This is a genomic window from Streptomyces sp. NPDC087300 (assembly GCF_044744425.1).
Lineage (GTDB): Bacteria > Actinomycetota > Actinomycetes > Streptomycetales > Streptomycetaceae > Streptomyces.
Genome location: NZ_JBIUYI010000007.1, coordinates 198072 through 215033, shown reverse-complemented (window position 1 = coordinate 215033; position 16962 = coordinate 198072). Strand labels below are relative to the sequence as shown.

The following is a 16962-nucleotide window of genomic DNA, read 5'->3' as shown; positions in this document are numbered from 1 at the left end:
GGGGCACGGAACACAGGCACGAGCACGGGCACAGGGCACGGGCACGGAACACAGACACGGGCACGGGCACAGGGCACGGGCACAGGGCACGGGCACGGGCACGGGCACGGAACACGGAGCACGGGCCCCTGAAGGGAGAGCCACTCCCGCCGAGGGCGTCCCGTTCCAGCGTTCCACCCACGCCTCGTTTCCCCTGGCCAGCGGCAACAACGCGTCCCGGCTTCCCGTTCTGCCCACATTCCGTGGCGTCCGGGGCAGACCCGCTCACAGACTCAAGTCGTCCGACACACGCCGCCGTTGGCCAGTGGGACTGGGCGTCAGAGAAATGCACCCGCCCCGCCGCCGACGACGGCTCGAACCCCGACAGCTCAGGGAGAGTCCCCATGCCCCGTTCCAGCATCAGCTCGCGCCGCCGCATGGCCGGCGTGGCCACCGTCGCCCTGCTGTCCCTCGGTCTGCTGACCGCGTGCGGCTCCGGATCGTCCGACACCGACGCGTCGAGCAGCGGCGCCAGTTCGTCCCAGAAGGCCGAGTCGCATGCCAAATCGTCCGACAAAGGCACGAAGGGCCAATCGGACCTGACCTCCAGGTCCGAGGGCGGGGAGATGAACTTCCAGCAGGGCGATGCCTTGGCCTCCGCGAAAGCCCAGTTGAGCGTCGACGGCGGCACCGAGACCCTCCGCGACGTCTCCGGACTCCAGGTGGATCAGCCCACGGAGCAGACCCCCTCCAACAAGCTCATCCCCGGCCGGCAGCAGTCCGGCACGCTGACCGTGGTCCGCGGCACCGAACAGTCCCAGCAGTTCACCGACCTGATCAACGGCGCCACCCAGCCCGGGACGGCGTCCCTCAGCGTGCTGGACAACGCGGGCACCGTGACGAAGCAGTACAACCTGCAAGAGCCGAGGGTCACCAAGGTCGACAACGCCGCGTCCGGCGACGCCCAGAGCGTCACGATCCACTTCACGAACCTGACGATCGGCTAGGCCCACCGGAGCCACCACATACACCTACGCCCACACCCGAACCACCACCGACGCCCCCACACACACCCGAGCCCCCCACCGGCACCCCCGCCGCGGCCCACGTCCGACCAGCTGCACCCCCGCCGACGCCCACGTCCGACCAGCTGCACCCCCGCCGACGCCCACCACCACCCGACTGCACCACCCCGACCACCCACCCCCTCCCGACGCGAGGGCCCCCACATCCCTCCCCCCTGAACCCCGTTGACTCCACCGGTCACGACGACAGGAAGCCTGTCGGGGGGGGGAGCACGTGCGCGGACCGGGCACGAGGGCGGCTCGGGCTCATGGCCATCCGGCCGGGCGAAGCCCATCACGGTTGGCGTCGCACAGCAGGTGGCGGAGGCCCTCAGTAGGAGGGGGCGGGTGGGTGGGAGGAGGCCCTTGCGGGACGACGACGCACGCTGACGGGCCAGGACCGTCCAGGCGCACGCCGCATCACGCAGGAGCACAGCACCAAGCCGCAGCAGCAGCGCGCGGCCGGTGACGGAGGCCCCGGTGGGTGCGGGCGGGTGGGTGGGAGGAGACAGCAACGGGACGGCGACACGCACTGACTGAGTGTTTCGGCCTGTTTGCTGGCGAGATGAGGGCATTCGCTGGCCTCGATGTCCCGAGGCCGAAGGGGCTAGCGCGGCGGGCGGACTGTGCCGGGGCAGGAGTGGGCTGTTTCGTTCCGGCATCTCCTGTCTCCTCCCAACATGCCACCGGCCCAGGGGCTTTGACCGCTGGTCAGCCTGCCCGCCGTGCGGTACATCGGGAACATGACCCCGCGCGACCGGTACCCCAGCGACCTGTCCGACGCACGCTGGGAGCTGATCGAGCCCGTGCTCACGGCCTGGCGGCCCGGCGCCGCCGGAACGCCCTGGACACCGGCCGGCCGCCCCAGCACGACCTGCGGCAGATGATGAACGCGATCCTGTATGTGGACCGCACCGGCATCCCCTGGCGTTACCTGCCCCACGACTTCGCCCCCTGGGCCACGGCCTACGGCTACTTCGCCAAGTGGCAGACCGACGGCGTGTTCGAACAGCTCACCGGGCTGCTGCGGCGCCTGGTCCGCGAGCGCGAGGGCCGCGATGCCGAGCCCTCCGCGTGCGTGCTGGACTCCCAGACCATCAAGACCTCCGCCAACGTCCACCTCGCCGACCAGGGCACCGACGCGGGCAAACGGATCATCGGCCGCAAACGCCACCTCGGCTGCGACACGCTCGGCCTCCTGCTGACCGTGCTGGTCACCGCCGCCAGCATCTCCGACACCGCGGCCGGCCGGACCCTGCTGTCCCGCATCGCGGCCGCCCACCCGCGCGTCACGAAGGCGTGGGGGGGGACGCCGGCTACCGCACCACCGCCATCGACCACGGCGCCCGCCTGGGCATCGACGTCCACCCCGTGCAACGCCCGCCGGGCGCCCGCGGGTTCACGATCCTCCCGAGGCGCTGGACGATCGAGCGCAGCATCGGCTGACTCTCATGCACCACCGCCGCCTCGCCCGCGACCACGAGCGACACCCCCATCGCTCCGAAGCCATGATCCACCTTGCGATGATCGACCTCATGGCCCGCCGGCTCACCGGCGAAGCCACCCCCAACTGGCGCGGAACCTAACCCGAGATCAAACACACCCCACAAGGCGAAACGCTCAGTTACGGCACCCTCTTACGGTCGCGCCTGCGTGGGCAGGGTGAGAATTTCGGCTCCGTTGTCGGTGATGGCGATGGTGTGCTCGCTGTGCGCGGTCCGGCAGCCTGTCGCGCTGCGCAGCGTCCAACCGTCGGCGTCGGTGACGAGTGCGGCAGTGTCGTCCATGACCCAGGGCTCCAGGGCGAGCAGCAGTCCGGGGCGCAGCTTGTATCCGCGGCCGGGCCGTCCGGTGTTCGCGATGTGGGGGTCCTGGTGCATGGTCGAGCCGATGCCGTGGCCTCCGAATTCGGTGTTGATCGGGTAGCCTGCCGCGCTGATAACCGTGCCGATGGCGTGGGAGAGATCACCGATGCGTGCCCCAGGCTTGGCGGCGGCGATGCCGGCGGCGAGTGCACGCTCAGTCGTTTCGATCATCGCAACGCTCTCCGCCGGCCTGGCTTTGCCCACGAGAAAGCTGATCGCGGCGTCCGCGGCCACCCCGCCCCTGGCTACAGCGAGGTCGAGAGTCAGCAGATCCCCGTCTGCCAGCGTGTAGTTGTGAGGCCGCCCGTGGAGCACTCCGTCGTTGACGGCCGTGCAGATGTAGTGCCCGAACGGTCCGCGCCCGAAGGAAGGCGCGTAGTCGACGTAGCAGGACTGCGCTCCCGCCTCGGTGATCATCTCTTTGGCCCACTGGTCGATGTCCAGCAGGTTCGTCCCGACCGTGCTGCGCTGCTTCAGTGTGTGCAGGATGTCTCCGACCAGAGCGCCGGTGCCCCTCGCCCGCTCAAGCCGTGCGGAGTTCAGGATCTCAATCATGGGGACCTCTCATACGCTTCCAATAACTATACCGGTCTAACTATACCGGTATGAGAATGGGGTCGCGGTCAGGTTGCCGCTCACCCCCGCCGAGGTGGAACGCATGCGGCTCCTTGGCGCACTGCTCCGCCGGGCCCGGGGCTGGCGCTCGATGCTGGAAGTGGCGCTCGCTTCGCGTATCTCGCCGAAGCCTTGCGGAAGATCGGATCCGGCCGTGTGGCCTTCCCGGTCGCCGCGGAGATCGCCCGGCATCCTCGGCCTGCCTCTCGACGCCGTCTGGGCCGAGGTCTGGATCAACCGGCGGAGCGAACCGTCGGGAATCGGCCGGTCCTGCCTGGCGAACGACGTCCATCGCTGGTTTCGTAACACCCGCTCCGGACGTTGACCAGGCAGGGGGCCCGGTTGCGCTTGGTGCGGGCCGCAAATCCGGAGCCGGTGGGGGGCGTCGGGGTCGTAGGCCGTTACGGCGTAGCTCTTGGCGCTTTTCGGGGTGCCGCTCCAAGAAGGGTGCGGGGAGGCGTCCTTCCCGCCGGGAATGCCGGAGGGGCCGGAGTGCTGCTCGATTGACCAGGGGGCACCGTCGGTGACGGTGGTGCTGACAACGGCGTAGGGGGCCACCTCGGGGAGGCGGGAAAAAAGGGGTCGTTGGAGCTCATGGCGTCGTGCCTCTCGGGTGTGCTGTGAGGTGGCGGTGATGCGGTCGGCGGAGGTTGCGCCGTGGCGGCGTCAGGAGGCGGTGCGGTCACGCTTCCGCTCGCTGTCGAGATCGGCCATAACGTTGATAATCGATTATTGCTCAGATCGTCTATTGTGTAGGCATGCCTCAGAAGACCCGCACCTCGCCCCCGGCGGGGAACCAGATGCTCTCCGAGCAGGTCTACACACACCTGCGGGACGCGATCATGCGCGGGGACCACGCCCCCGGCGACGCCCTCAAACCCCAGGACCTCGCCAAAGAACAGGGCGTGAGCCTGGCCGTCGTCCGCGAGGCGCTCGTGCGAGTGGTCGGCGAGGGCCTCGCCGACCGGCTGCCCAACCGCGGCTTCGCCGTCCCTGCCTTCTCCGACCGCCGCTGGCAAGAGATCGCGGAGGCCCGCCGGACCATCGAACCGCTCGTGCTGCGCATGTCCGTCGAACGCGGCGACATCGACTGGGAAGCCCGCGTACGAGCCGCCCACCACCGGCTGACCCGCACCCCTGCGTACGTGGCGGAGGAGGGCGAGCACTACAGCGGCGCATGGGCCGAAGCCCACCGGGTCTTCCACCGCACGCTGCTGGAGGGGTGCGGCAACCCCGTCCTGCTGGAGACCTTCGACCGAATGTGGACCGCGAGCGAGCTGGCTCGCCGCTGGTCGGCGCACCGCAACCCCGGGCGGGACGGCGTCCTCGAACATCGGCGGCTCGAGGAGGCCGCACTCGCCCGCGACGCCGACACCGCGGCCGAGGTCCTGACCCAGCACCTCACCCAGACCGCGGCCGGACTGACCGTCCGCCCCCACCACGAAGCCGCGGACGAAGCCTGATGCGCCCTGGCTGCCCGGCCGCACGACCGCACCTGATCACCGACACCGGAGCCGCAGCATGACTTCCCTCGAGGGCGGCACGGGCCGCCACTGCCACAACGCCGTCAGCCCCCTGCACTCATCCGTGTACTTCGCGCCGGAACCGGAGGACGAGCTCGCGGCACTCGGCCTCGAGCGCGGATCCATGGTCTACCTCGCGGGCCGGGCGGCACCGCTCGGCGCCGTCGGCGCGGGCACCGTCACGGCCACGTTCTACAACTTCAACCGCGAGCACGTGCAGCGGTACATCCCCGCCGCATGGACCCTCACCACACCGGAAGCGGTGCTCACGGCACGGCTGCGCGGCACGGACCGAACGCTGCAGCGACTGCTCGGGAAGGAGGCCCTCACGTCCACGGAGATGTCCGAGGCGGCCGAACTGGCGCTGCACGCCACCGAAGCCTGCCGCCGGGAGGCACGGCCGCTGTACGCCGCCAACGCCGAACTCCCCGTACCCGAGGAACCGCACCTGGCCCTGTGGCACGCCGCGACACTGCTGCGTGAGCACCGGGGTGACGGTCACCTCGCCGCGCTGGCGGTCGCCGGACTGTCCGGCATCGAGGCGCTGGTCCTGCACAACGCCACCGGCAGGGCACCGACATCGGCACTGTTCATGCGGACCCGCGGGTGGACCGCGCAGCAGTGGGGCGCCGCCCGGGAGCGGTTGCGCCGACGCGGCCTGCTGGACGAGGCAGGCGACCTCACGCAGGCGGGCACGGCCCTGCGCGGCGAGGTCGAGGAGCTCACCGACCGCCTCGACGCCGCCCCGTACGACCACCTCGGCCCGGCCGCCACCGCACGCCTCACCGAACTGGCCGGCAGCTTCTCCAAAACCCTCAGGGCAGCGGGCGCCTTCCCCGCGGTGCACTTCGGCAAAGGCTGAGCTTGTCCTACCGTTCTAGCGCGGGCCTACACCGGTCATTCGCAGGATCGGTGAGCTCGAGGACTCCGGGTATGGCAGTGAGCTCGGAGGCGGCCAGGTCGGGGACAACTACCGTGGAACTTCACCGAAGACCATACGGAGACCGCGGGCTGTGTCCACGTACTCGCGGACCCGGTGGATCAGTCCGTCCCGGAGTTCGACGACGAAGCAGTAGTCATTGCTGTAGTGGTTGCCGTTGGCGAGCGTCGCCGTTATGGCCGCCTCCACAGCCACCCGCTCGCCGTCGACGTGAACCCCGTAGAAGGTGACCGCGACGTCACGCGCGTACAACCGGGGGAAGTCCTGGGAGAAGAAGCGCACGATCGCCTCCCTGCCCACCATGTGGTGGGTCACCCCGAGCGCGACGGCAGCGTGGTTCCCAGGGGGCGACAGCCACTCGGCGTCCTCGGTGAGGACCGCGGAGATCCGGTCCGGGTCGTTACTGGCGAGCGCCTGGAACGCGTTCTGGATGATGTTTTGGCTCATGAACCCACCGTCGCCTTCAGTGCGTGCCGGTGTATTGGACAAATGTTCCCTTCGGCCGCTGCTTAGGCAGGACAGTGGGGTGGTGAGATCTACGCGATACTCCGCGCGCGAGCGTGAGGCGGTGGCCAGGTGGGACGTAGCGAGGCCGCCATGGCCCAGTCGGACGGCCGGCGTCAGCCTGGCCGGATTCCGCGACCGCAGCGCGGGACCGGTCGACATGCGGGCGGTCCCGCACCCGGCCGTCACGCTGGTTCTGGAGCTCGGTGACGGTTCGCTCGTCGTGGATACCGCCACGGGCCGGCAGCAGCTGACAAGCCTTGTCGCCGGGCTCGGACATGGCGCTCTTCACGTGCGGGGCGAGAACATCGAGTGCGTGGAGGTGCGCCTGTCCCCGGTGGTCGCGTACGCGCTGCTGGGCACCTCCCCGGCGGAGCTGGAGCACGTGGTGGTGAGCCTCGACGACCTGTGGGGCCGGGGCGCGCCACGGTTCCGGGAGCAACTCAGTGAAGCCCGCTCGTGGCAGGACCGTTTCGCCCTGACGGACGCCTTGCTCGCCTGCCGGGGAGAGACGGGGCCGCCCGTGGACCTCCAAGTGGCGTGGTGCTGGGACCGGATCGTCGGCAGCCGCGGCCGGGTCCGGATCGACGAGCTGGCGGCCGAGGTCGGGTGGAGCCGCAAACGCCTGTGGTCCAGGTTCCGGGCGCAGGTCGGCCTCCCGCCCAAGCGCGCCGCGAAGCTGGTCCGCTTCGACCATGCCGTCCACCGCCTGGCTGCGGGCGAGGACGCGGCCCGTATCGCGGTGGACAGCGGCTACGTCGACCAGTCCCACCTGCATCGTGACGTCCTGGAGTTCACCGGGATGACTCCGGCGACCATGGCCCGCGAGCCAGGTCTGGCGGTGCACGACATCACGTAGGCGGACACGGCGTCGGCGAGACAGACCGACACCACGCTCCACGCAGTACACACCACTCGGCACGGACGCAGAGATGGCTTCCACCCCGGGGAGCACAATCTGCGTTCCCCCGCCGGCCATCCTCCGTGAGCTCGGAACTGGCCATACGTGGGGAATTGGAGCTGGCCGCTGTCACGAGCCCCGTTCGAGACAGTGCTGCTGGCACGTCACCATGGCCGCGCACTTTGGTCGACAGGGTGCGAAGCCATGCGGGCGGCCAAGTTCTTTCAGCCATCGTGCGGCGACAAGCTCACTGCCATACCCGGAGTCTTCGAGCTCACCGATCCTGCGAATGACCGGTGTAGGCCCGCGCTAGGACGGTAGGACAAGCTTAGAGGAACCGGCTCTGGCGCCGTCGTTCCCCACCGCCGGACGGGGGCTCTCCCGCGACGAGTGACAGCGTATGTGATGTGGTCAGTTGCTGTTCGAACTCGGCTGGTGTGAGGTAGCCGAGCGCGGGATGCCGACGGCGCCGGTTGTCGTACGACAGCCAGGGGAACAGCTCGAGCCGGGCCTGCGCCTTGGAGGTCCAGTGCCTCCCGTGGAGCAACTCGCGCTTGAGGCCCTGGAGGAACGGCTCGGCCAGGGCACTGTCACAGCTCGAACCGACCCGGTCCGTGCTGCGCCGACTCACCGTGCAAGCGGTCGTGTTCCCGGGCACCCCGCGCCGAACGGCGTCACGTGCCTGCGGACCGGACCCGCTGGTCCGCGGAGAGGGGAGGTGCGAAGGCAGTGGTGGCCGAGCGGAATGCCCTCCGGTAGGCGGACGGGGTGATGTCCAGAGCGGTGCGCATGTGCTGCCGCAGGTTGGTGCCGCTGCCCAGGCCGGCCCTGGCGGCGATGTCGTCAACAGGCAGTTCGGTCGACTCCAGCAGATGGCGTACGTGTGCCAAGCGGGCCGAGGCGAGCCATTCGGCCGGGGAGAGTCCGGTCTCCTGTCGGAAGCGCCTGGTGAAGGTCCGTACGCTCATGTGGCAGTGGGCCGCGAGGTCTTTGAGGGACAGCCGCCGATCCAGGTGTTCCGTCATCAGTGTCCGCGCCCCGGCCGTCGAGGTGCCTACGTCCTCCCGGACCGGGTGCTCGATGTACTGTGCCTGCCCTCCGTCTCTCATGGGCGCGACGACGTTGTACCGCGCCACCCGGTTCGCCACGGAACTGCCGTGGTCCTCCCGGACCAGGTGCAGGCACAGGTCGATGGCGGCCGCGCCACCGGCTGACGTCAGGATCCCGCGATCGGCGATGTAGAGCGGGTCGGTGTCGAGGTCGACTGCGGGGAAGAGCCGCCTGAACTGCTGCGCGTAGCGCCAGTGGGTCGCGGCCCGGCGGCTTTCCAGCAGGCCGGCGGCCGCGAGTACGAACGAGCCGGTGCACAGGGACACCACCCGGGCGCGACGCCGGACCGCATGGCGCAGCGCTTCGGCGATGGAGGCATCCACCGCGCCGGCGTCCAGTACCTCCGGGCAGCGCGTACCGGCGACGATCACCGTGTCGGCGTGCTCCAGCAGGGACAGGTCGCCCTGCGGCGTGACGCCATACCCGTTCACCGTCGGTACTGGGGAACCGTCCCGGGTGAGAGTGCGCACCTCGTAGGCCGCGGTGCCCGCGCGGGTTTCGACCGAGGCCAGCATCTGGGCCGGGATGCTCAGGTCGAAGGCCACCACCGGTGCGAGGGCCAGGACGGCCACATGATGCGGCGTCGCAACAGTCATGGCCCAATAGTTGCACATAGTGGCTCTCGGGCCACTTCTGTGCCGCTCGTGATCGGCAGAGACTGATGTCAGTTCCGCACAACAGGCCGGGCAGCACCCGGTCGAACACCCGGAAGGTGCCCATCCAGCCATGACTGCCCCCGCTGTCGATCCCGAGATCCAGGCCCTGCTCGACACCGCCGACACCGGCGTCTTCCCCGTCCACGGCCTGGACGCCGTCCTCGCCGACCCCCAGCGCTACGCACTGCTGCGCGCACACCCCGACACCCCCGTCGACGACCAGGTCAAGGTGCGCGACCTGTACATCCCCGGCCCCGCAGGGCAACTGCGACTGCGCATCTATCGCCCCGACACCACCGCAGACCTGCCGATGATCCTCTACATACACGGCGGCGCCTTCACCTACGGATCCCCCGAGGCCGAAGAGGGACGCTCCCTGCGCTACGCCCGCGACGCCCACGCCGTCGTCGTCTCCGTCGACTACCGCCTCGCCCCCGAACACCCCTATCCGGCCGCAGCCGACGACGCCTACGCCGCCCTGACCTGGATCGCCGACAACCCGGCCGAACTCGGCGGAGACCCCACACGCATCGCGGTGGCCGGCGGCAGCGCCGGAGGGAACATCGCCGCCTCCACCGTGCTCCGCGCCCGCGACCAGGCCGGCCCCCACCTGCTCTTCCAGTCCCTGACCTACCCCAGCCTCGACGGCAGTCTCACCAGCGCCTCGGCACGAGAGTTCACCGATACCCCGGTCTTCAACCGGGGCGCGCTGGAACTGGCCGTGCAGTACTACACGAAGGACGGCCACGCCGCCCCGTACGCCTTCCCGATCCGCTCCACCGATCTCAGCGGCCTGCCGCCCACCTACATCGCCGTAGCCGAGATCGACCCGCTGCGCGACGAGGGCCGCGACTACGCCGCACGCCTGTCCGCCGCCGGCGTCACCACCGAACTCGTCCAGGTCCCCGGCGCCGTCCACGGCTTCGACCTCCTCTTCCCCCAGGCCCGCATCAGCGAACACAACCTCACCGACCAGGTACGCACCCTGCGCGACGCCCTCCACCCTCAACTGGCGCGGAACCTGACCTGGGATCAAACGCACCCCACTGGGCGAAACGCTCAGTGAGGACGAGGACCATGCGGGCGCACCACATCAGGCAGCGGCAACAGCGCCCGGCCGGTGACGGAGGCCACGGTAAGTGCGGGCGGGGGGGGAGGAGACAGGAACCGGCCCCGGTGACAGCCTGACGACACCGCCCCCGGCCCCCCCCTACCCCCAAACAATCGCCTGCACCTCGCTGTACGCGTGCAACGCGTAAGACCCCACGTCCCTCCCCACCCCGCTCCTCTTGAAGCCGCCGAACGGGGCCTCCATGTTCCTGCCGATCGTGTTGACGCCGACCCCGCCCGCCCGCAGCCGCCGGGCGACCCGGAAGGCGCGGGCGACGTCGCCCGACCAGACGTAGTCGATGAGGCCGTAGTCGCTGTCGTTGGCGAGCGCGATCGCCGTCTCCTCGGCGGCCTCCGGCGTCTTCGCGTCGAAGGGCACCACGGTCACGACCGGGCCGAAGATCTCCTCGCGCACCACCCGCATGTCGTTGGTGCAGTCGGCGAGGAGGGTCGGTGCGACGTAGAACCCCTTGTCGTACGAGGGGCGTTCGCCGCTCGCGACGACCCGCGCACCCTCCTTGCGGCCCAACTCGACGTACGACTCGACGCGATCGCGATGCGCCGCCGAGATCAACGGTCCGACGATCGTGCCCTGTTCACGCGGATCCCCGACCTTGAGATAGCCGATGTACGCGGTCAGTTTCTCCACCAGGGCGTCATACACACCCCGTTGCACGATGACCCGCGTCGGCGCCGTGCAGATCTGCCCGCTGTAGAAGGAGAACGTCGTGCCGATGCCGGCCACCGCCGCGTCCACGTCGGCGTCGTCCAGGACGATCGCCGCCCCCTTGCCGCCCAGCTCCATCAACTGCCGCTTCATGCCCCGGCCGCAGACCTCGCCGATGCGCTGTCCGACGGCCGTCGATCCCGTGAAGCTGACCATGTCGACGTCCGGCGAGTCCACCGCCGCCTCGCCCACGCCCGCCCCCGTGCCGGAGACGACGTTCACCACGCCGGGCGGCGCGCCCGCCTCTTCGAGCGCGGCCGCCATCCGGTAGACGGACAGCGGGTCCTGCGGCGCCGGTTTGACCAGCACCGTGTTGCCCATGGCGAGCGCGGGCGCCACCTTGCCCGCCGCGTTCGCCCAGGGGTTGTTGTACGAGGTGATGCAGGTGACGACGCCGACCGGCTGCCGCACGGCGAGCGCGCCCATGACGCCCGCCCTGCCCATCGGCCCCGCCTCGTTGATCTGCGGCGGGAGCGCCTCCTCCACCGGTTCCAGGGCACCCTTGGCGTACCGCTGGAAGCGCGCCACCGCGACCTGCACCTGCATGCCGTACGCGGTGCCGGTGGTCGCGCCCGTCTCGGCCTGCGCGAGCGCGGCGTGCGCCGCCGCGTCGCGCCGCAGCACCGAGGCCGCCCGGGAGAGCACCCCGGCCCGCTCCTCGGGACTCGTACGGGACCAGGTCGCGAACGCCTCGCGGGCCGCCGTCGCCGCCGCGTGCACCTGCGCGCGGCTCGCCTCGGGCGCGAGCCCCACGACCTCCTCGCTCGCCGGGTCGGTCACCTCGTAGTGCCCGCCGTCGGGCTCGGTCCACTCGCCGCCGATGAACAGCCGTTCCGTACGCGTCATGTGGTGCTCACCGTCCTGGTGTCGCGGCCGGAACGCAGGATCTTCCCCGGTACGGCCCCGGTCACCACGTCCTCGCGGATCGCCTCGACGCCGTTGACCCAGACCGCGTTGACGCCGATCGCCTTGGAGTCCAGGCGGGGGCTGTCGCCCGGCAGGTCGTGCACGAGGGTCGCCTTGCCCGCGTCGATCCTCTCCGGATCGAAGAGCACCAGGTCGGCGTGGTAGCCCTCGGCGATCCTGCCGCGCTCGCGCAGCCCGAACAGCCGGGCCGGGTCGTCGGTCAGCATCTTCACGGCCTGCTCCAGACCGACCAGCTTGCGGCCGCGCAGACAGTCGCCGATGAAGCGCGTCGTGTACGGGGCGCCGCACATCCGGTCCAGGTGCGCGCCCGCGTCGGAGCCGCCCAGCATGACGTCCTCGTGCTGCCAGGTCTCGGCGCGCAGCGTCCACGAGTCGGGGTCGTTGTCGGTGGGCATCGGCCACAGCACGGTGCGCATGTCGTCGGCCGCGCAGATCTCCACCAGGCACTCGAAGGGCTCCTGGCCGCGCTCGGCCGCGATGTCGCCGACCACGCGCCCGGTGAGGCCCTCGTTCGCCGCGGAGTACGTGTCCCCGATGACGTACCGGTCGAAGCGGGTCAGGCGCCGGAAGACGCCGGCCTCCTTGCTGCCCGCGCGCCGCAGCATCTCGGCGCGTACGTCGGGTTCGCGCAGTTTCGCGATCCGCTCGGGCACCGGCAGGCCCAGGACGTCACCCCAGCCGGGGATGAGGTTGAGGGCGCAGAACGTGCCGAGCGACATGTTCATGGGCGTCAGGATCGGCATGGTCAGCGCGACGATCCGGCCGCCCGCCTTGCGGGCCCGCTCACTGGCGACCAGCTGGCGCGGCACGCGTTCCGGTACGGCGGAGTCGATGGTCAGCACGTTCCAGTTCAGCGGCCGCCCGGCCGCCGCGCTCATCTCCACGAACAGCTCGATCTCGTCGTCGCTGAACTGGTCCAGACAGCCCGCGACGATCGCCTCCAGCTGGGTCCCCTCGTGCTCGGCGACCGCGCGGGAGAGCGCGAGCAGCTCGTCCGGCTTCGCGTGCCGGGACGCCACGGGCTGTCCGTCGCCGTCGGAGTGCGTGGAGGACTGCGTGGTGGAGAGCCCCCAGGCCCCCGCGTCCATCGCCTCGTGGAAGAGGCTCAGCATCCGCGCGAGCTGCTCGGGACTCGGCTGCCCGCCGACCGCGTCGGCCCCCATCACGTACCTGCGCAGCGCGCAATGCCCGACCATGAACCCCGCGTTGACGGCGACGCGTCCCTCCAGGGCGTCCAGATACTCCCCGAACGAACTCCACGACCAGGGCGCGCCCTCCTCGAGCGCCACCAGGGACATGCCCTCGACCTTGGACATCATCCGCCGCGTGTAGTCGGCGTCGTCCGGCCGTTCCGGGTTCAACGGGGCAAGTGTGAAACCGCAGTTGCCACCCGCGACGGTCGTCACGCCGTGATTGAGCGACGGGGTCGCGTACGGGTCCCAGAAGAGCTGCGCGTCGTAATGCGTATGAGGATCGACGAACCCGGGCGCGAGGACTCGCCCCTGGGCGTCTTCACTGGTCCGCGCCTCCTCCGCGACGGTCCCTCGCTCCGCGACGACGGCGATCCGCCCGCCCCGTATGCCGACATCGGCAACACGCGCGGGCGCACCGGTCCCGTCAACGACGGTCGCGCCCTTGATGAGGTGGTCGAGCATGACGGGTGGTTCCCCTTTCGGAGAGGGTGGGAGGGCTCAGGTTGCACATTCCAGCCCGTCCGGCGCTTGAGGACGAGCCGCCCGCAGGGCAACACCCCGGGCAGGCGAGCAGGATTGAGCCCGTCCGGCGTTTGAGGACGAGCCCGCAGGGCGATCCCCTCCCACCGGGCCGGGCGGGCGAACGATGCCAGCCCGTCCGGCGCTTGAGGACGAGCCGCCCGCAGGGCGACGGACGGGGGCCGGGGGGCGAGCCCCCGTGACATCAGCCACGTGAACCCGCCCCGTCCGGCAGGACCCCGGCCTCCGTCCGGGAGAGGAAGCCGGGGAGCTCCACGCCTACGATCCCGACGCCTGCCGGAACCGCGACGTCCGGTGCACGGGATCCGTGTCGATCTTCGGGATCACATGCTCACCGATCAGCTTGATCGTGTTCTTCGTGTCCTCGGGCGAGATCCCGATCGGCAGCCCGAAGCTCAACTGGTCCGCCCCGGCCTGCTCCCACCGCTTGCACTGCGTGAGCACCTCGTCCGGGTCGCCGCAGATCATCAGCTCCTCGGCGATGAGCAGCTCGATGATCTCCTCGCTGTACTCGGGGAGCAGCTCGGGCCACTCGGGAATGCCCTCGGGCCGCGGGAACGTGTCGTGGTAGCGGAAGAGCAGCGACTGGAGGTAGTTGAGCCCGCCCCCCACCGCGATCTCGACCGCCTTCTTGTGCGTCTCGGCGCAGATCGCCGTGGACGTCACCATGACGTTGTCGTTGACGAAGTCACCGACCGGCTCGGCCTCCTTGACCGCCGACTTGTAGGACTCGACCACCCACTCCATGTCGGAGACCTTCTGCACGCTGAAGCCGAGGACGCCGAGGCCCTTCTTGCCGGCCATGGCGTACGAGGAGGGGGACCCTGCCGCGTACCACATCGCGGGGTGCGACTTCCCGTACGGCTTGGGCAGGATCTTGCGCGGCGGCAGCGACCAGTGCTTGCCCTGGAAGCCGACGTACTCGTCCTGGAGCCACATCTTGGGGAACTCGGAGATCGTCTCTTCCCATATCTCCTTGGTGTGGTTCATGTCCGTGATGCCCGGCATGAAGCCGAGGATCTCGTGCGAACCGGCACCGCGCCCCGAGCCGAACTCGAAGCGTCCCTCGGAGAGGTGGTCGAGCATGGCGACCTTCTCGGCGACCTTCACCGGGTGGTTCACCGGCGCCAGCGGGTTGAAGATGCCGGATCCCAGGTGGATGCGGTCGGTCGCGTGGGCGAGGTAACCGAGATAGACGTCGTTGGCGGAGAGGTGCGAGTACTCCTCCAGGAAGTGGTGCTCGGACGCCCAGGCGTACTTGAAGCCGGACTTGTCCGCCTGAATGACGTACTCGGTCTCCTCGATCAGCGCCTTGTGCTCCGCTTCGGGGTCGACCTGGGCCCGCTTGGCGGGTACGTATCCCTGTACAAAGAGACCGAATTCCAAGGAGGTTCACCGTCCTCGTGAGTTTCTGACGCATCGTCAGATTGTGATGGGGTCGACTGTTCCACCGGCCGCGAGGACCGTCAATACCCAAGGCCCCGCATACTGACGTACCGTCAGATATGCGTGCCTCAGATGATGCTGACCCCCGCCAGCCATCCCCCGTCGATGACGAACGGCTGGCCCGTGATGTACGCCGAGTCGTCGCCGGTCAGGAACAGCGCGAGCGCCGCCACCTCCTCCGGCTTCCCGATCCGCCCCAGCGGCACGAGCTTCTTGTAGAGCTCGGCCACGGCCGCGCCGGCCTCCTCGGGGTCCGCGGTGGGGTCGAGCTGCGCCGGGTTCGTCATCGGAGTGTCGACCGCGCCCGGACAGACGGCGTTGACGCGGATGTTCCTGCCCGCCAGCTCCATCGCGGCGACCCGGGTGAGGCCGAGGATCGCGTGCTTGGTCGCGGCGTACGCGCCGACGTAGGCCATGCCCGTCATCGCCGTGTACGACGCGGTGTTCACGATCGTGCCGCCGCCGGCCTCGGCGATCTCGGGCGCCACGTTGCGGATCCCGAGGAAGCAGCCGATCTGGTTCACCTGGATGACCTGCTGGAACTCTTCCAGCGGGGTGCTCACCAGCTCGTTGAAGCGGAGGATCCCGGCGTTGTTCACCAGGCCGTCGATCTTCCCGAAGGCGTCCTTGGTGGTGGCCACGGCGGCCTGCCAGTCCGCCTCGCTGCTCACGTCCAGGTGGACGAACTTCGCGGCCCCCTCCCCCAACTCCTTGGCCAGCGCCTCGCCCTGGTCGTCGAGCACGTCGGCGACGACGACCTTCGCGCCCTCCGCGGCGAACAGCCGCGCCTCCTGCTCGCCCTGTCCGCGTGCCGCGCCGGTCACGATGACGACGCGGCCGTCCAGCTTGCCCATGGGTGCTCCCTGTCGGTCCTGTTGAGGTGGGATGGGGTGCGGAGTGCGATGTCAGTCGTTGAGATGTGGCGCCACGTCGGCCGCGAACTGGCGCATCTGGTCCGTCAACTCGTCCCTGCCACGGCTGCGGAAGCGCACCTGGATCTGGTCCACGCCCATCGCCCCGTACTCCCTCAGGGACTCGGCGAGCGCGTCCGGCTTGCCGGTGAGCGTGCGGCGGCCCACGTGCCAGGAGGGTTCGCCGATGTGCAGCGCCTCGGTGATCGCGCCGACCGTGACCGGCCTCTCGATCCCGGCCTCCGCGCGCAGCCGCTTGAGCTTCGCGATCTGCGCGGGCAGCTTGTCGCGCGGGTCGCCCTGGGGAAGCCACCCGTCGGCGCGGGTCGCCGCGCGGCGGACGGCGGCGGGCGAGGAGCCGCCGACCCAGATGGGGACGTGGCGCTGGGCGGGACGCGGCAGCTGCCCGAGCCCGCTGAACTCGAACCGCTCGCCGTGGTGTTCGGGATACTCCTCGGGCCCGAGGGCCGCCTTGAGGGCGTCGACCGTCTCGTCGAGGATCGGCCCGCGCCGGTCGAAGTCGACCCCGAGCGCCTCGAACTCCTCCCGGACGTGCCCCGCGCCGACACCGAGGATCAGCCGCCCGCCGCTGAGGTGGTCCAGGGTCGCGTACTGCTTGGCGGAGAGGAGGGGGTGACGCAGCCCGACGATGGCCACGTGGCTCATCAGACGGACGTTCTCGGTGATCCCGGCGAGGAAGGAGAGGGTGGCGACGGGGTCGTACCAGATGGTGCTCATGGCCTCGGCGAGGTGGCGCGGGATGCCCACGTGGTCGCATCCCGCGAGGTAGGCGAATCCGGTGCGGTCCGCGGTGCGGGCGATGTCGGCGAGGTCGTCGGGGGTGGCGGTGGCCTCCCAGGACTCGGCGTAGAGCGAACTCTGCGACTGGATCGGGAGCTGCATCCCGTAGACGAGCCGCCCCTGTGAAATGTCCTGCACCTCGGCACCCAT

General features: G+C 70.1%; 13 protein-coding genes and 3 pseudogenes. 6 read left to right on the top strand and 10 right to left on the bottom strand.

Annotation, left to right across the window (positions count from 1 at the left end; all coding sequences use genetic code 11):
* Positions 1-383: 383 nt before the first annotated feature.
* Both ACIO9J_RS29330 and ACIO9J_RS29325 read left to right on the top strand, forming a co-directional pair.
* Positions 384-986 carry a hypothetical protein gene (locus ACIO9J_RS29330; protein ID WP_402005987.1) on the top strand — a complete coding sequence of 201 codons (603 nt, stop codon included), beginning with the start codon at positions 384-386 and terminating at the stop codon, positions 984-986.
* An 800-nt stretch (positions 987-1786) separates the two neighbouring features.
* Positions 1787-2629, top strand: a pseudogene (locus ACIO9J_RS29325) (IS5 family transposase).
* A 51-nt stretch (positions 2630-2680) separates the two neighbouring features.
* Here the strand turns inward: ACIO9J_RS29325 and map are convergent.
* Entirely contained in the window at positions 2681-3463 is a 783-nt protein-coding gene (map, locus tag ACIO9J_RS29320; RefSeq protein ID WP_402005984.1) for a type I methionyl aminopeptidase, read from the bottom strand.
* Positions 3464-3885: 422 nt separating this feature from the next.
* Positions 3886-4119: pseudogene (locus ACIO9J_RS29315) on the bottom strand (YbhB/YbcL family Raf kinase inhibitor-like protein); the annotation flags it as partial.
* A gap of 162 nt (positions 4120-4281) precedes the next feature.
* Between ACIO9J_RS29315 and ACIO9J_RS29310 the strand changes: the two are divergent.
* On the top strand, positions 4282-4986 hold the full coding sequence (locus ACIO9J_RS29310) for a GntR family transcriptional regulator (protein ID WP_402005981.1): 705 nt from the start codon (positions 4282-4284) through the stop codon (positions 4984-4986).
* Between the two features lie 58 nt (positions 4987-5044).
* Entirely contained in the window at positions 5045-5908 is an 864-nt protein-coding gene (locus ACIO9J_RS29305; RefSeq protein WP_402005978.1) for a hypothetical protein, read from the top strand.
* 108 nt (positions 5909-6016) lie between these two features.
* Here ACIO9J_RS29305 and ACIO9J_RS29300 read toward each other — a convergent pair whose 3' ends face one another.
* Positions 6017-6433 carry a nuclear transport factor 2 family protein gene (locus tag ACIO9J_RS29300; RefSeq protein WP_402005975.1) on the bottom strand — a complete coding sequence of 139 codons (417 nt, stop codon included), beginning with the start codon at positions 6431-6433 and terminating at the stop codon, positions 6017-6019.
* An 82-nt stretch (positions 6434-6515) separates the two neighbouring features.
* On the opposite strand from ACIO9J_RS29300, the gene ACIO9J_RS29295 reads away from it, so the two are divergent.
* Complete coding sequence (locus tag ACIO9J_RS29295) at positions 6516-7349, top strand: helix-turn-helix domain-containing protein (RefSeq protein WP_402005972.1); 834 nt, start codon at positions 6516-6518, stop codon at positions 7347-7349.
* A gap of 370 nt (positions 7350-7719) precedes the next feature.
* Here the strand turns inward: ACIO9J_RS29295 and ACIO9J_RS29290 are convergent.
* Both ACIO9J_RS29290 and ACIO9J_RS29285 read right to left on the bottom strand, forming a co-directional pair.
* Positions 7720-8016: pseudogene (locus ACIO9J_RS29290) on the bottom strand (integrase core domain-containing protein); the annotation flags it as partial.
* Positions 8017-8065: 49 nt separating this feature from the next.
* The gene (locus ACIO9J_RS29285) at positions 8066-9097 is read right to left on the bottom strand and encodes a GlxA family transcriptional regulator (RefSeq protein WP_402005969.1); all 1032 of its coding nucleotides are present in this window, start codon (positions 9095-9097) and stop codon (positions 8066-8068) included.
* A gap of 130 nt (positions 9098-9227) precedes the next feature.
* On the opposite strand from ACIO9J_RS29285, the gene ACIO9J_RS29280 reads away from it, so the two are divergent.
* Positions 9228-10223: an alpha/beta hydrolase gene (locus ACIO9J_RS29280; protein ID WP_402005966.1), complete on the top strand. Its 996-nt coding sequence runs from the start codon at positions 9228-9230 to the stop codon at positions 10221-10223.
* A 144-nt stretch (positions 10224-10367) separates the two neighbouring features.
* Here the strand turns inward: ACIO9J_RS29280 and ACIO9J_RS29275 are convergent, their stop codons facing one another.
* From ACIO9J_RS29275 to ACIO9J_RS29255, 5 genes are all read right to left on the bottom strand, one after another.
* Positions 10368-11840, bottom strand: a complete 1473-nt coding sequence (locus tag ACIO9J_RS29275; RefSeq protein ID WP_402005963.1) for an aldehyde dehydrogenase family protein — start codon at positions 11838-11840, stop codon at positions 10368-10370.
* The gene (locus tag ACIO9J_RS29270; protein ID WP_402005960.1) at positions 11837-13576 is read right to left on the bottom strand and encodes an amidohydrolase family protein; all 1740 of its coding nucleotides are present in this window, start codon (positions 13574-13576) and stop codon (positions 11837-11839) included. The genes ACIO9J_RS29275 and ACIO9J_RS29270 overlap by 4 nt, the downstream gene beginning before the upstream one ends.
* A 336-nt stretch (positions 13577-13912) precedes the next feature.
* Positions 13913-15040, bottom strand: a complete 1128-nt coding sequence (locus tag ACIO9J_RS29265) for an LLM class flavin-dependent oxidoreductase (protein ID WP_402005957.1) — start codon at positions 15038-15040, stop codon at positions 13913-13915.
* A gap of 128 nt (positions 15041-15168) precedes the next feature.
* Complete coding sequence (locus ACIO9J_RS29260; RefSeq protein WP_402005955.1) at positions 15169-15954, bottom strand: SDR family NAD(P)-dependent oxidoreductase; 786 nt, start codon at positions 15952-15954, stop codon at positions 15169-15171.
* 51 nt (positions 15955-16005) lie between these two features.
* On the bottom strand, positions 16006-16962 hold the full coding sequence (locus ACIO9J_RS29255) for an LLM class F420-dependent oxidoreductase (RefSeq protein ID WP_402005953.1): 957 nt from the start codon (positions 16960-16962) through the stop codon (positions 16006-16008).

Excerpts from the sequence above, each read along its gene's own strand:
- ACIO9J_RS29330 (WP_402005987.1), top strand. The coding sequence starts at position 384 with ATGCCCCGTTCCAGCATCAGCTCGCGCCGCCGCATGGCCGGCGTGGCC.
- map (WP_402005984.1), bottom strand. The coding sequence starts at position 3,463 with ATGATTGAGATCCTGAACTCCGCACGGCTTGAGCGGGCGAGGGGCACC.
- ACIO9J_RS29310 (WP_402005981.1), top strand. The coding sequence starts at position 4,282 with ATGCCTCAGAAGACCCGCACCTCGCCCCCGGCGGGGAACCAGATGCTC.
- ACIO9J_RS29305 (WP_402005978.1), top strand. The coding sequence starts at position 5,045 with ATGACTTCCCTCGAGGGCGGCACGGGCCGCCACTGCCACAACGCCGTC.
- ACIO9J_RS29300 (WP_402005975.1), bottom strand. The coding sequence starts at position 6,433 with ATGAGCCAAAACATCATCCAGAACGCGTTCCAGGCGCTCGCCAGTAAC.
- ACIO9J_RS29285 (WP_402005969.1), bottom strand. The coding sequence starts at position 9,097 with ATGACTGTTGCGACGCCGCATCATGTGGCCGTCCTGGCCCTCGCACCG.
- ACIO9J_RS29280 (WP_402005966.1), top strand. The coding sequence starts at position 9,228 with ATGACTGCCCCCGCTGTCGATCCCGAGATCCAGGCCCTGCTCGACACC.
- ACIO9J_RS29275 (WP_402005963.1), bottom strand. The coding sequence starts at position 11,840 with ATGACGCGTACGGAACGGCTGTTCATCGGCGGCGAGTGGACCGAGCCC.
- ACIO9J_RS29270 (WP_402005960.1), bottom strand. The coding sequence starts at position 13,576 with ATGCTCGACCACCTCATCAAGGGCGCGACCGTCGTTGACGGGACCGGT.
- ACIO9J_RS29260 (WP_402005955.1), bottom strand. The coding sequence starts at position 15,954 with ATGGGCAAGCTGGACGGCCGCGTCGTCATCGTGACCGGCGCGGCACGC.
- ACIO9J_RS29255 (WP_402005953.1), bottom strand. The coding sequence starts at position 16,962 with ATGGGTGCCGAGGTGCAGGACATTTCACAGGGGCGGCTCGTCTACGGG.